This window comes from Nocardioides fonticola, from assembly GCF_039536805.1.
In the GTDB taxonomy this organism is placed as follows: Bacteria; Actinomycetota; Actinomycetes; order Propionibacteriales; family Nocardioidaceae; genus Nocardioides; species Nocardioides fonticola.
The window spans coordinates 1-13,179 of record NZ_BAAAZH010000034.1 but is presented as its reverse complement, the minus strand read 5'-3'; the positions used below and the strand labels follow the sequence as shown (position 1 = coordinate 13,179).

14 protein-coding genes are annotated in these 13,179 nt (G+C 72.6%); 11 read left to right on the top strand and 3 right to left on the bottom strand.

Annotation, left to right across the window (positions count from 1 at the left end):
* Positions 1-285: 285 nt before the first annotated feature.
* Both ABD671_RS20820 and ABD671_RS20815 read left to right on the top strand, forming a co-directional pair.
* The gene (locus tag ABD671_RS20820; protein ID WP_344735423.1) at positions 286-1,131 is read left to right on the top strand and encodes a GNAT family N-acetyltransferase; all 846 of its coding nucleotides are present in this window, start codon (positions 286-288) and stop codon (positions 1,129-1,131) included.
* 101 nt (positions 1,132-1,232) lie between these two features.
* A complete protein-coding gene (locus ABD671_RS20815) occupies positions 1,233-1,604 on the top strand; it encodes a DoxX family protein (protein ID WP_344735422.1) in 372 nt (123 codons plus the stop codon).
* 75 nt (positions 1,605-1,679) lie between these two features.
* On the opposite strand, the gene ABD671_RS20810 is transcribed toward ABD671_RS20815, so the two are convergent.
* Together ABD671_RS20810 and ABD671_RS20805 are read right to left on the bottom strand one after the other, a co-directional pair.
* A complete protein-coding gene (locus tag ABD671_RS20810; protein ID WP_344735421.1) occupies positions 1,680-2,699 on the bottom strand; it encodes a hypothetical protein in 1,020 nt (339 codons plus the stop codon).
* A gap of 5 nt (positions 2,700-2,704) precedes the next feature.
* A complete protein-coding gene (locus ABD671_RS20805) occupies positions 2,705-3,736 on the bottom strand; it encodes a YncE family protein (protein WP_344735420.1) in 1,032 nt (343 codons plus the stop codon).
* Positions 3,737-3,881: 145 nt separating this feature from the next.
* Between ABD671_RS20805 and ABD671_RS20800 the strand changes: the two genes are divergently transcribed.
* The 5 genes from ABD671_RS20800 to ABD671_RS20780 all read left to right on the top strand — a co-directional run bounded on the left by ABD671_RS20800 (position 3,882) and on the right by ABD671_RS20780 (position 9,596).
* Positions 3,882-5,666, top strand: coding sequence for a proline--tRNA ligase (locus ABD671_RS20800; RefSeq protein WP_344735419.1), 1,785 nt, complete (start codon positions 3,882-3,884; stop codon positions 5,664-5,666).
* Entirely contained in the window at positions 5,663-6,385 is a 723-nt protein-coding gene (locus ABD671_RS20795; RefSeq protein WP_344735418.1) for an HAD family hydrolase, read from the top strand. The genes ABD671_RS20800 and ABD671_RS20795 overlap by 4 nt, the downstream gene beginning before the upstream one ends.
* A gap of 120 nt (positions 6,386-6,505) precedes the next feature.
* On the top strand, positions 6,506-7,354 hold the full coding sequence (locus tag ABD671_RS20790; protein WP_344735417.1) for a hypothetical protein: 849 nt from the start codon (positions 6,506-6,508) through the stop codon (positions 7,352-7,354).
* 194 nt (positions 7,355-7,548) lie between these two features.
* Entirely contained in the window at positions 7,549-8,523 is a 975-nt protein-coding gene (locus ABD671_RS20785; protein WP_344735416.1) for a zinc metalloprotease, read from the top strand.
* 275 nt (positions 8,524-8,798) lie between these two features.
* Positions 8,799-9,596 carry a COG4705 family protein gene (locus tag ABD671_RS20780; RefSeq protein ID WP_344735415.1) on the top strand — a complete coding sequence of 266 codons (798 nt, stop codon included), beginning with the start codon at positions 8,799-8,801 and terminating at the stop codon, positions 9,594-9,596.
* A gap of 24 nt (positions 9,597-9,620) precedes the next feature.
* Here ABD671_RS20780 and ABD671_RS20775 read toward each other — a convergent pair whose 3' ends face one another.
* On the bottom strand, positions 9,621-10,562 hold the full coding sequence (locus ABD671_RS20775; protein ID WP_344735414.1) for a DUF4439 domain-containing protein: 942 nt from the start codon (positions 10,560-10,562) through the stop codon (positions 9,621-9,623).
* Positions 10,563-10,861: 299 nt separating this feature from the next.
* Here ABD671_RS20775 and rimP point away from each other — a divergent pair, with 299 nt between their 5' ends.
* The 4 genes from rimP to ABD671_RS20755 form a co-directional block, all read left to right on the top strand.
* A complete protein-coding gene (gene rimP, locus ABD671_RS20770; RefSeq protein ID WP_344735413.1) occupies positions 10,862-11,410 on the top strand; it encodes a ribosome maturation factor RimP in 549 nt (182 codons plus the stop codon).
* On the top strand, positions 11,410-12,384 hold the full coding sequence (gene nusA, locus ABD671_RS20765) for a transcription termination factor NusA (protein ID WP_344735412.1): 975 nt from the start codon (positions 11,410-11,412) through the stop codon (positions 12,382-12,384). Before rimP ends, nusA begins: the two co-directional genes overlap by 1 nt.
* 75 nt (positions 12,385-12,459) lie before the next feature.
* Entirely contained in the window at positions 12,460-12,819 is a 360-nt protein-coding gene (locus tag ABD671_RS20760) for a YlxR family protein (RefSeq protein ID WP_344735411.1), read from the top strand.
* 104 nt (positions 12,820-12,923) lie between these two features.
* A partial coding sequence (locus ABD671_RS20755) for a translation initiation factor IF-2 N-terminal domain-containing protein (protein ID WP_344735410.1) occupies positions 12,924-13,179 on the top strand: 256 nt, incomplete at its 3' end.

The following is a 13,179-nucleotide window of genomic DNA, read 5'->3' as shown; positions in this document are numbered from 1 at the left end:
CCAACCCGAAGAACTCATCACGAGTCTCGTACGAGAACACCTTCGGCACGATCAACGCCCCCATCCGGGTCAGCGTTGCTTCGACCGATGGACTCCGCCGGAAAACTTCGGCCGATAAGTGACAGTTTCCCCTGAGAAGTGCATCCGGTTATCGGACGATCGCGGCTCTCGCTGGACGGATCGGAGCCACCGGGCCTACGCCCGGGGGAAGGCCCGTCCCGGAGCTGCGCCGGAACGACGACGCCGCCGGTCCAGCACATGGGCCCACGGCACTAGGCTCATGACGTGCTCACTACTCGTCAGGGTGTCCGCCTGCTCGGCGCGGGCGATCTCGGCGAGTTCCTGGCGCTCGCGGACGCCGATCCGGTCGTCAACGTCTTCCCGTCCTATCGCGCCCGCACCACCAACCTCGAGCCGCGCTGGCTCGGCGGCGAGGTGTGGGGCCGGTTCAGCGGCGGCCGCATGGTCGCGGCCTGCCACGTCGGGGCGAACCTGGTGCCCATCAACGCCGGCCCCGACGACGCCCGCGCGTTCGCCGAGCGTGCCAGCGGTCGGGGTCGCAGCGTCTCGACGATCGTCGGCCCGCACGACGCCGTCGAGGCGTTCTGGGGCGCGATCGGCATGCGCTGGGGCCGGCCCCGCGAGATCCGCTGGCGCCAACCGCACCTCCAGATCGACGCCCCGCCCCGGGTCGAGCCGGACGGCGGGGTGCGCCGCACGACCCGGCAGGACCTCGCCGAGGTCTATCCCGCGTGCGTGGCGATGTACACCGAGGAGGTCGGCATCTCGCCCGAGGAGGGCGGGGGTGCCGAGCTGTACCGTGCCCGCGTCTCCCAGCTGATCAGCCGCGGTTGGTCGTTCGCGCGGTTCCACGAGGGGCGGCTGGTCTTCAAGGCCGAGGTCGCCTGTGCCACCCCGTACGCCGCCCAGATCCAGGGCGTCTACGTGCCGCCGGAGTTCCGCGGCCAGGGCCTTGCCACCCGGGGCATGGCGGCGGTGGTCGACATCGTGCGAGCCGAGATCGCGCCGACGGTCTCCCTCTACGTCAACGAGTGGAACCACGCCGCGCGGGCCGCCTACGCCCGCGTGGGGTTCGAGGAGACCGCGCGGTTCAGCACCGTGATGTTCTGAGCAGGTCCGCTCCACGGGCGGGGCTCGGGTGCGGGGCGGCTCGCCCGGAGCGTCCTCGGTCGGACGCCGGATCGTTCACCCCGTCGCCTAGGCTCGCGCCCGTGACCCTCTCCCGCACCGCCAAGGCCGTCGCGACGGCGTTCACCGTCTCCGGCGTCGTCCATCTCGTGCGCCCCCAGACCTTCGATCTCGCGATGCCGCGCTGGATCCCGGCCGAGAAGCACCGCGACCTCATCGTCGCGAGCGGGGTCGCCGAGCTCGCCTGCGCCGCCGGCCTCGCCGTCCCGCAGACGCGCCGCGCGGCCGGGCTCGCGAGCGCGGCCCTGCTCGTCGCGGTCTTCCCGGCCAACGTGCAGATGGCGATCGACGCCCAGCAGGGCCGCAACACCGCTTACAAGGCCGGCACGCTCGCACGCCTGCCGCTCCAGTGGCCGATGATCAAGGCCACCTGGGACCTCTGGCGCCGGGGCTGACCGCCCTTCGCTCGGACGACCGAGGGGTCGCGACCGGTCGCGACCCCTCGGCGCTGCTCGGACGGCGTCGCCGGGTCAGCCGCTGACCGGAGGCGCGACCGCCACCCCGGTCGCCTGCTCGCACTCGGCAGCGGCACAGCGCACGTACGCCGACCGGCGTCCCTTGCTCACTCGCACGAGCACGGTGGCATCGTCCTCCCAGGTGGCACGGTCGAAGTAGGAGTCCGGGCCGCGGTAGCGCGCCAGCAGGTCGCCCTCGGTGGTGCGCATGGCGAGCCGGTCGCCGCCCGGCTTGAACAGCACGGGAGTGGTGAGCAGTCGCCCGCCGCCGGGGGCGATCGAGACCACCCGTTCCGTGCACGACTCCCAGACGACCTGGGTGGGTTCCGAGAGCTGGCGCACCGTGGTGCACATGCGGTCGCCTTGGCCGCTGACGGTGGCCAGCAGATCGGCGCCCGGTGCGACGAGGTCGCCGCCGGCCTTCACGATCCGCTGCACCCCGCCGCCGATGGTCCACGCGAGGGTGCTGCCGTCGCCGCCGAGATAGACGACCTCGTCGGTGCCGCCGATCGGCACGTGGAAGCCGCGGATCCTCCGGGAGGCGACCAGGTGCCCGTCGTCGGTGGCGAGCACCCGGATCATCGAGTCGTCGCCGTTGTCGCGCAGGAACAGCAGCCGTCCGTCCTCGGAGACGACAGCCCCCTGTCCGCCGGGCACGCGATCGAGCAGCAGCCGACCACCGGCATCGCGCACGGCGATGATCCGGTCGGTGTGCCGCCCGGCGACGTAGGCGATGACGGCCGTGTCGCTGCGGCCGAGCACGGTGACGTACCCGGGCAGCGTCGTGGCGGTGTCGCCGACGTGCAGCACGTCCTCGACGGCCCACGGCACGCTCGGAGCGTCGCCGCGGTCGAGGCCGCCGGGGGTGATCTCCACCGTCGGGACGGCGGCGCGGGCGGACGTCGTCGCCCGCACGGCCGCGCGGTCGGCCGCAGGTGCGGCGGAGCTGCCGTTGCCCAGGGCGGCGGCGGTGAGGGGGACGGCGATGCCGGTCGCGGCGAGCGCGAGGGCGGCGCGGCGGGTCAGGGTGCGCATCGCGATCACCAGTCCGTTCCGGCGAGGTGGGCCGACGCGCGCTCGCAGTCCGCGTCGTCGCAGCGGACGATGGCGCCGCGCTTCGGGCCGTGCACCCCGAGCAGGACGGATCCGCCAGGCTCCCAGCCCGCGACCCCGACCGTGCCCCTCGGGTTGGTGTAGGTAGTGACCGGACGTCCGTCCGGGGTCCGCACGGTCACCTCGCTCGGTCCTGGTCCGTCGCTGAGGATGAACACCGTCACCGTGCGACCACCGGGCGCGGAGCTGATCACAGCGGCGTCGCAGTCGCGCCAGAGCGTGCTGCCGGGCCGGTCGACCGCCGAGACGCGGGTGCAGCCGCCGTCGTAGGGGTCGCCGGTGAACGCCGCGAGGGTGTTGGTGGCGAGGTCGGCGTAGTAGCCCTGGTCGGAGGAGATCGTGCGCACGGCGTTCCCCTCGAAGCTCCACTCGAGGGTGCGAGTGTCCTTGCTGGCGCTCACCAGGACGAGATCGGGGTTGCCGTCGAGGGCGTAGGCGTAGCGGTCGAACGTGCGGCGGGCGACGACGTCGCCCGTCCCCGCGTCGAAGGCGGCGATCGTCGATCGCTTCGTGCCGGTCCGGTAGACGCTGGTGAAGACCGTCGACCCATCGGAGGCCACCGCGACCTCGGCGGGGTAGGGAAGCGTGCGCAGGTCGACCGGGTCCTGCCCGTCCGCCACCCGCACGAGGTGGTCTCGGTCGTCGATGATCGTCAGGACCACGTAGCCGTCGGCGTCGTGGGCCACGAGCTCGGTGGCGTTGCCCGGCACGGGGACGGTGGTGTCGCCGTCGACGACCTTCCCGTCGAGCACGAGCGGCACGTCCGCGTCGCGACCGCGGTCGAAGGCGGTCGGGGTGACCCGCACCTGCTGCGCCGCCCGGGCCGACGTCGGGGCGGTGGCGGCGTCCGCGAGGGACGCCGTCAGGCCGGCGAGCGGCAGGGCGATCGCGACGACGGCCGCGGTGGCGGCCAGGGCGCGGGGCGGGCTGAGCGATGTCAGCGAGGTCAGTGACGTCATGGTGTCCTCCGAGATGGGGCGGGGATGGGGTCTCGCCGGAGCAGACGCGGTCGGTGCCGGTTCTGTTGCGCGTCCGAGCAGATCCGGGCGGATCCGGGCCAAACCGGTTTCCCGGCCGGGTGCGGCCGCCCGTACCCTTCTGGCCATGACCTCGACCCGGATCATGCGGATGTCCAGCCTCTTCCTGCGCACCCTGCGCGAGGACCCGGCGGACGCCGAGGTCGCCAGCCACCGGCTGCTCGTGCGCGCGGGCTACATCCGCCGCGCCGCGCCCGGCATCTACTCCTGGCTCCCGCTGGGCCTGAAGGTGCTGCGCCGCATCGAGGACATCATCCGCGAGGAGATGTCGGCCATCGGCGCCCAGGAGCTGTCCTTCCCCGCGCTGCTGCCCCGCGAGCCCTACGAGGCCACCGGCCGGTGGACCGAGTACGGCGACGGCATCTTCCGCCTCAAGGACCGCAAGGACGCCGACTACCTGCTCGGCCCCACGCACGAGGAGATGTTCACCCTCGTCGTCAAGGACCTCTACTCCTCCTACAAGGACCTCCCGCTCTCGATCTACCAGATCCAGACGAAGTACCGCGACGAGGCGCGTCCGCGGGCCGGCCTGCTGCGCGGTCGCGAGTTCACGATGAAGGACTCCTACTCCTTCGACGTCGACGACGCCGGGCTCGAGGCCAGCTACCAGGCCCACCGCGACGCCTACGTGCGCATCTTCGACCGGCTCGGGTTCGACTACGTGATCGTCAAGGCCACCTCGGGCGCGATGGGCGGGTCGGCGTCGGAGGAGTTCCTCGCCAAGGCCGAGGTCGGCGAGGACACCTACGTCCGGTGCACCGTGTGCGACTACGCCGCCAACGTCGAGGCCGTCGAGACCCGCCGTCCGAACGCCATCGCCCTCGACGGGCTGGCCGCTGCCCACGTCGAGGACACCCCCGGCACCCCGACCATCGACTCGCTGGTCGACGTCCTCAACACCGCCCACCCCCGCGCCGACCGCGCCTGGACGGCGGCCGACACCCTGAAGAACGTGCTGGTCACCCTGCGCCACCCCGACGGCACCACCGAGCCGCTGGCGATCGGCCTGCCCGGCGACCGCGAGGTCGACCTCAAGCGGCTCGAGGGCCAGCTCGAGCCGATCGCGGTCGAGCCCATGACCGACGTCGAGCTCAAGGAGCACCCCAGCCTGGTCAAGGGCTACATCGGGCCCGCGGTGCTGGGCTCCGAGAGCGCCTCGGGCATCCGCTACCTCGTCGACCCCCGCGTCGTCGAGGGCACCGCGTGGGTCACCGGCGCCAACCTCGACGGCAAGCACGTGCTCGACCTCGTGGCCGGTCGCGACTTCACCGTCGACGGCACCATCGAGGCCGCCGAGGTGCGCGACGGCGACGCCTGCCCCCGCTGCGACGACGGCACGCTCGAGACCGCCCGCGGCATCGAGATGGGCCACGTCTTCCAGCTCGGCCGCAAGTACGCCGAGGCCCTCGACCTCAAGGTGCTCGACGAGAACGGCAAGCTCGTCACCGTCACCATGGGCTCCTACGGCATCGGCGTCACCCGCGCCGTCGCCGCGATCGCCGAGGGCACCCTCGACGACATCGGCCTGTGCTGGCCCCGCAACGTCGCGCCCGCCGACGTCCACCTCATCGCCACCGGCAAGGACGACGCCGCGTTCGCGGCCGCCGACCGCATCGCCACCGAGCTGGCCGAGCAGGGCATCGAGGTGCTCTACGACGACCGCACCGGCAAGGTCAGCCCCGGCGTGAAGTTCAAGGACGCCGAGCTGATCGGCGTCCCGACCATCGTCACCGTCGGCCGGTCGCTCGCCGAGTCCGGCACCGTCGAGGTGAAGGACCGGCGCAGCGGCGAGCGCGAGGAGGTCGCAGCCGACGCGATCGTCGACCACCTCGTGCGCCTGGTCCGGGCGTGAGCGGCGCGCCCAGCGGGGGTATCGAGGCGGTCGTCTTCGACTGGGGCGGCACGCTCACGGCCTGGCACGACATCGACTTCCACGCCGAGTCGCTCGCGCTGGCCGAGGCGGTGCGCCACGCCCGCCACGACGAGCGGGCCGCTCACGCCGCGCGCCTGCACGCGGCCGGCGACGTGATCTGGGGCCGCAGCCGCGACGAGCAGCGCAGCTCCACCATCGCCGACCTGTTCGACGAGGCCGGGCTCGACCACGACCCCGACCTGCTCCAGGCCTACTACGACTTCTGGGAGCCGCACACGCTCACCGACCCCGAGGTGCGCCCGCTGTTCGAGGGGCTGCGCGAGCGCGGCATCGCCGTCGGCGTCCTCTCCAACACGATCTGGCCGCGGGAGTGGCATCGCGGGTTCTTCGAGCGCGACGGCGTCCTCGACCTCATCGACGGCGACGTCTACTCCAGCGAGATCCCGCACACCAAGCCCTCCCCGGAAGCCTTCGGTGCGGCCCTCGCCGCGGTCGGCGCCACCGACCCGGCGCGCTGCGTCTATGTCGGCGACCGGCTCTTCGACGACGTCTGGGGCGCTCAGAACGCCGGGCTGCGGGCCATCCACGTGCCGCACAGCGACATCCCGCGCCAGCAGGTCGGCCACACCGAGGGCACCCCGGACGCCGTCGCGCACACCCTCCTCGACGTACTCACGATCGTCGACGGCTGGCGGTGAGGCTCGGCGGGCGAATCCGGACGATTCCGGACAGCGTCGAGCGTCCACATTCCTCGCGCGGGGCCTAGGTTCTGCCGCATCCGCCGTGTCCCTGCGGCGCCCGAGACCCTGGAGTACCCCGTGTCCGCTCCCCGCGCCCTCCCGCTCGTCCCGGCCATCGCCGCGTTCCTCCTCGGTGGCCTCCTCGCAGCCCCCGCCCCGGTTGCGCACGCCGATGACACCTCCCAGTTCACCGACCTGCACGTCTACTGGGAGGGACGTGCGGCGCACGGGACGTCGCCCTGCGGGACCCCGGACTGGGGAGCGGAGCTGACCGGCCCGGCCCGGGCGGCAGTGGAGAAGGATGCGGACGACGGGAAGGAGTCGCCGTTCTCGATCGGCATCCGGGTCTCGGACGCGGCGGAGGTCCTCGGCGAGGTGCGCATCTCTGACGCTTACCTCACCAGCCACGGGGTGGTGCGCATGTTCGTCGGCTGCGACGATCTCGCGGCGCTCGCCGCAGCCGGATACGGCGCCGACGCCCGCACCCTCACCTTCGATGTCACCGACGGCACGGTGACGACGAGCAGCGGCACCTTCGCGCTCGCTCCGTCGTCCTCGCAGGCCTCGGCCCGACAGTTCCGCGTGCTCACGCCCGGACGCTTCCAGCGCTCGGACGGCGTCATCCGCGTGGCGGGCCGCCTCGAGGCCTGGGGCACGACGACCGACGGCTTCGGGTGGGTGCCGGCCGCCGACACGCAGGTCGAGTACACCCGGAAGTGCCGGGGCGAGGCGAAGCCGGTGAACAGGAAGGTGCAGACCGACGCCACCGGTGCCTTCACGATCGTCTCCTCCGCGGATCCGGCCCGCGTCACGTTCTGGATGTCACTGCCCCAGACCGACGACCGCTCGGCGGCAGGGGGCTCGTGGGTGCGCCGGCAGGGACGCTGGAGCGGTCCCTTCGGCGACAGGGCCTGCCAGCGGCTCTGAGCCCCCGGCGGCTCGGACGTCGCCGGCCGCCGACGCCCGGACGGAGGGGTCGGTTCCCACCGATCCACTGCACCTTCGTGCAGTGCACGAACGTGCGCCACGTGGATCCTGCGGCGAACCGGCCCGGAGGCCGCAGGATCGTCGGCACACGGCCGCGAGGAGAGACGCGGCCTCTGTCGCAGGGAGCCTTCTCGATGCCTCACCGTCCCCACAGTCAGCACCGCCAGCACCGTCAGCACCGCCGCCTCGCGGCGCTGTCCCTCGCCCTCGTCGTCGGCGGCCTGTTCACCGCCACCAGTCCGACGACCGCCGGGGCCACCCAGACGAGCGCCGACGCCGCGCCGTGCCTCACCCCCGACGTCCACGTCGAGGACGCCCCGGCCGCCGCGCGGGGCGGGCAGCAGCTGCGCGACCACCGGGAGATCACCGCCGCCGAGCAGGCCCGTATCGAGCAGCGCTTCCAGCGCCGTCTGGCCGCCCGGGAGTCCGCCGGCGCCCGCCGTGCCACGGCCGTCACGATCCCGGTCTACGTGCACGTGATGCGCGACGCGAACGGCAACGGCGACGTCACCGACACCCAGATCGCCCAGCAGATCCAGGTGCTCAACGGCAGTTACGCGGGCGCGAAGTCCAGCACGGCCACGAACACCGGCTTCTCCTTCACCCTCGCCGGCGTCGACCGCTACAACAACACCAACTGGCACCAGGACAAGCAGTCGACCACCTACCGCGCCAAGACCCGCCTCGGCGGCAAGAACGCCCTCAACATCTGGCTGGTCGACTTCAGCTACCTCGGCATCGCGACCTTCCCGTGGGACTACGCCAAGAACCCCGGCATCGACGGCATCCGGGTGCAGTACAGCTCGCTGCCCGGCGGATCGGCCACCAACTACAACCTCGGTGAGACCGCCACCCACGAGACCGGCCACTGGCTCGGGCTCTACCACACCTTCCAGGGCGGCTGCACGAGCACGAACGACGAGGTCAGCGACACCCCCGCCCAGGCCAGCTCCACCACCGGCTGTCCGGCGGGCCGCGACTCCTGCTCCCTGCCCGGCCTCGACCCGATCCACAACTTCATGGACTACAGCTACGACAGTTGCTACACCGAGTTCACCGCCGGTCAGTCGACCCGGATGAACCAGATGTGGACGGCGTACCGCGCCTGATCGCGGTCCGCGGCGACCGGCGTCCGAGGGGCCACTGCAGCTTTCTGCACGTTTCTGCAGTGCACTGACCTGAGGGAGCCGCTCGCTCGCCCATCCGGTGCCGCTCCGCGCAGGATGGTCACACCAGCCGGCCCGCCGGCTCGCTGTTACGGGGGAGATCTCGGGGCTTCCTCGTAGCGACGAGCTGGCGGGCCGTTGGCATGTCTGGGGCACCGGGTGCCGGTGCGATCGAGGTCGTCAGGGTGTTGGCAGGTTCGCCGGCGCAGGCTGCACCCATGAGCAATCGGGCATTCGTCTCTCCCAAGGTCCCCGAGGTCTTCCTCGTCTTCTGGGCCATCAAGCTGCTGACCACCGGCATCGGCGAGACCTCCGCCGACTTCATGGGGTCGCACAGCATCCCCGTGGCCGGCATCGTCGGCGTCGGCGGCTTCTTCGCCGCGCTCACCTGGCAGCTGCGCGCCGACACCTACCACCCGGTGCGGTACTGGGTCACGGTCCTGATGGTCGCCGTCTTCGGCACGATGATCGCCGACGGGCCCCACGTCGCCCTCGGCTCGCCGTACTGGGTCGACTCGATCATCTACTTCGTCCTGCTCTGCGGCCTGCTGACCTGGTGGTACCGCAGCGAGGGCACCCTGTCGGTGCACTCCATCACCACGGCCCGGCGTGAGCGGTTCTACTGGGGCACGGTGCTGCTGACCTTCGGCCTCGGCACGGCGCTCGGCGACGCGGCCGCGATCGACGCCGGGCTCGGCTTCGACTGGTCGATCGTGCTCTTCGGCGCCCTCATCGTCATCCCGTTCGCCCTGTGGCGCCTCGGCCTGCCGGCCGTCGGGTGCTTCTGGGCCTCCTACGCCCTGACCCGTCCGCTGGGCGCGAGCGTCGCGGACTACCTCGCCGCCAAGCCCTCGGGCGGCGGACTCGGCTGGGGCACCGGCCCGGTGACCGCCATCGGCCTGGTCCTCTTCGCCGCGCTCGTCGCCTACGTCGCCGTCACCGGCTCGGACGCCGAGGGCACCCACCACGCCGAGCCGCTCGGCTCGGACGTGCCGGACGCCGTCCGGTCGGTCTGAGACTGGATTCAGGCTGAGCCGCCGTCAGGACGACGCGAGGCCCGGCAGCGCCGCCGGCGGTCGGCCGTAGCGGACGGCCTGTTCCGCCGACGTCCGCCAGAGGCCGAGCGCCCACCGGCGCAGCGCACCCTGGCCGGCCGCGACCAGGGCGGCGTAGCGGGGGAGGAGGTCCTCCTCGACCTCGCCGATCCGGGCGGTGATCCCCGCCGCGGTGACGAGATCGGTCGGCACCTCGTAGGACGACGCGGGGCCCACCGGAGCCGTGTCGGCGGCCAGGAGCAGCGCGATGAGCGCCTCACGCCGCGCACGGTGGCGGCCGGCGAGATGACCGAGGCGGTCGCGCAGTTCGGAGTCGAAGGCGGTGCGGGCCCCGAGCGTCTCGATCACGTAGAGCGCGGCGTGCTCGGCGGCCAGGGCGTCCTGGAGGGCATCGGACGCCGCGCCCGCCGTCAGCGTGGGTCCGGGCACGGGATCGGTCTCGACCCGGTCCTCGAGCCGGGTCAGCTCCTGCGCCGTCCCGGCCGCCATCGCACCCAGCAGCAGCGCGAAGCGGGGCTCGGCGGCCCGTACCGCGGCGTCGGTCAGTCGCCGGATCCAGCTCGACTCCGCCGATCGCACGGCGCTCGTGCCGCGTCCGGCCGGGATCGGATCCGAGGTGTCGAGCTGCAGCCTCGCTCCGCCGAGGGCGGCCTCCTGGGCCTCGTGCAGCTCGGCCAGGCCAGCGAAGCGGCGCCGGTCGGCCCTCGACGCCGTGCGGGTGCGGTGCAGGAGCACCTGCAGACCCCGCACCTGCACGAGCAGGTCGAGGACGATCCGCCGGTCCGCATCGACGTCGGCTCGATCCGTGGGTGGCCGGGTGGTCCCATCGGAGGTGCAGCCGACCACGAGCAGGCCGGTCGCCCCCAGCGTCGCGCCGCCGGCCAGGAGGCCGATGGCCCGGCGGCGGGTCAGGCGGGGGGCGGGCACGCGCCGACCCTACCGGCGCGCCCGGGGGCGTCCCGCGATCGGGAACAGCCTGGAATCACCGGTGCGCCGCGTAGCGAGCGGCGCCAGGCGGGTGGTCTGGCAAGGCGCCGGCGCGACGGCGGTCTGGTTGCACCATCGAGCGGCGGTAACGCAGCCAGGGCGCCCGGATGGTGTCGCGCAGTAGCGGGGAACCGGTGAATCCAGGGTTAGGCGCTGGCTGCGGGTATCGTGGGCCTGCCCGCGGACGCCGGACGGCGTCGGGGCGCTACGCCCACAAGAGAAGAGCAGGAGGCCGCGTGGTGAGCACCACCGCAGATGTCCGGGCCCGAGTCGAGGCCGCGTTGACGACGCCCCTGCAGACGCTGGGCTACGACCTGGAGGCCGTCGAGCTGACGCCGGCCGGCAAGCGCCGCCTGCTGCGCATCGCCGTCGACGCCGACGGCGGCATCACCCTCGACGACATCGCCGAGGCCACCCGCGCGATCTCCGTCGTCCTCGACGACTCCGACGTCATGGGGGAGGACCCCTACACCCTCGAGGTCACCTCGCGGGGCGTCGACCGGCCGCTCACCCTGCCGCGCCACTGGCGCCGCAACCGGCGCCGTCTGGTGAAGCTGACCCTCGTCGAGGGCGGCGGTGTCACCGGCCGTGTGCTGGACTCCGACGACGAGGGCGTCGATCTCGACGCCAAGGGGCAGCGCCGCCGCGTGCTGTTCGCCGACATCGCCAAGGCCCTCGTGCAGATCGAGTTCAACCGCATCGACGACGTCGAGCTCGAGGACATCGAGGACCTCGAGGACGAGCACGCGGACGACGAGAGCCACGACAACGAGGGGGAGGACGCCTGATGGACATCGACCTGAGCATCCTGCGCACGCTGGAGCGCGAGAAGGAGATCTCCTTCGACGTGCTCGTGGAGGCTATCGAGCAGGCCATGCTGACGGCGTACCACAAGACGCCCGGCGCCCAGGAGCGCGCACGCGTCGAGCTCGACCGCAAGACCGGCCGCGTCGCCGTCCTGGCCACCGAGCTCGACGAGGACGGCGAGCCGATCGGCGAGTACGACGACACCCCCGACGGCTTCGGCCGCATCGCGGCGACCACCGCGAAGCAGATCATGCTCCAGCGTCTGCGCGACGCCGAGGACGAGATCAAGTTCGGCGAGTTCTCCGGCCGCGAGGGCGACATCATCTCCGGCGTCATCCAGCAGGGCCGCAACCCCGACGACGTCATGGTCGACCTCGGCCGCCTCGAGGCCGTGCTCCCGCCGGCCGAGCGCGTGCCCGGCGAGCGCTACGAGCACGGCAACCGCATCAAGTGCCTCGTCGTCTCGGTGCGCAAGGGCATGCGGGGGCCGCAGGTCACCCTCTCGCGCAGCCACCCCAACCTCGTGCGCAAGCTCTTCGCCCTCGAGGTGCCCGAGATCGCCGACGGCACCGTCGAGATCGCGGGCCTGGCCCGCGAGGCCGGCCACCGCACGAAGATCGCGGTGAAGGCCACCGTGCCCGGCGTCAACGCCAAGGGCGCCTGCATCGGCCCCATGGGCCAGCGGGTGCGCAACGTGATGGCCGAGCTGCACGGCGAGAAGATCGACATCGTCGACTGGTCCGACGACCCCGCCGAACTGGTCGCCCACGCCCTCTCGCCGGCCCAGGTGACCTCGGTGACCGTCGTCGACGCCGCGGCCCGCGCCGCGCGGGTCGTCGTCCCGGACTTCCAGCTCTCCCTCGCCATCGGCAAGGAGGGTCAGAACGCCCGTCTGGCGGCCCGCCTCACGGGCTGGCGCATCGACATCCGCAGCGACGAGGCTCCCGCGGAGTAGCCCGGCGGTGGCCCGGACGCCGGCCCGGGCCGCCGGTTCGGCGTCTCACCGGCCCGAGGGGTAGGCTGTCGGCCGGTGGTTCGCGATCCTCAAGTCCCCGCGCGCCCGGACGCCCCGGCCCCTGTCGGCCCCGTCCGGACCTGCGTCGGATGCCGGCAACGGGCCACCCGACGTGAGTTGTTGCGAGTGGTCGCCGGCTCCGATGCGCGCGGCTCCGCCGTCGTCGTACCGGATCCGACCGGCACTCGGCCCGGACGGGGTGCCCACCTGCACCCCACGAGGGCCTGCTTCGACCTCGCGTCGCGGAAGAAGGCGTTCGGACGGGCCCTGCGGCTCGCCTCCGCGCCCGACACCACCCTGCTCGCCGAGCACCTCGCCGCGCAGGAGCAGACCGACCGTGACCGACCGACCAGAAACTGGAGCACCAGCTCATGAGCACTCGATGAGTACCTCGCGATGAGCCAGCTCGACCTGCACAACCAACCAACGGTCTGAGACACACCCCCGGCTGACCCGGGTCTCAGGCCAGAAGGAGAACCGTGGCCAAGACCCGAGTCCACGAACTCGCCAAGGAGTTCGGAGTCGAGAGCAAGTTCGTTCTCGAGAAGTTCAAGGAGATGGGTGAGTTCGTCAAGTCGGCGAGCTCGACCGTCGAGCTGCCCGCCGAGATGCGCTTCCGCAAGGAGTTCGGCGAGGCGCTGAAGTCCTCCGGCGGCGCGCCCGCGAGCCCCGCCGCCCCGGCCGCACCCGCCGCCCCGGCGGCTGCCGCTCCGGCGTCCGCCCCGGCCGCCGCGG

What these genes read in the sequence shown, in the direction of transcription:
- ABD671_RS20810 (WP_344735421.1), bottom strand. Translation starts at nt 2,699, where the DNA reads ATGCGCACCCTGACCCGCCGCGCCGCCCTCGCGCTCGCCGCGACCGGC.
- ABD671_RS20805 (WP_344735420.1), bottom strand. Translation starts at nt 3,736, where the DNA reads ATGACGTCACTGACCTCGCTGACATCGCTCAGCCCGCCCCGCGCCCTG.
- ABD671_RS20800 (WP_344735419.1), top strand. Translation starts at nt 3,882, where the DNA reads ATGACCTCGACCCGGATCATGCGGATGTCCAGCCTCTTCCTGCGCACC.
- ABD671_RS20785 (WP_344735416.1), top strand. Translation starts at nt 7,549, where the DNA reads ATGCCTCACCGTCCCCACAGTCAGCACCGCCAGCACCGTCAGCACCGC.
- ABD671_RS20780 (WP_344735415.1), top strand. Translation starts at nt 8,799, where the DNA reads ATGAGCAATCGGGCATTCGTCTCTCCCAAGGTCCCCGAGGTCTTCCTC.
- nusA (WP_344735412.1), top strand. Translation starts at nt 11,410, where the DNA reads ATGGACATCGACCTGAGCATCCTGCGCACGCTGGAGCGCGAGAAGGAG.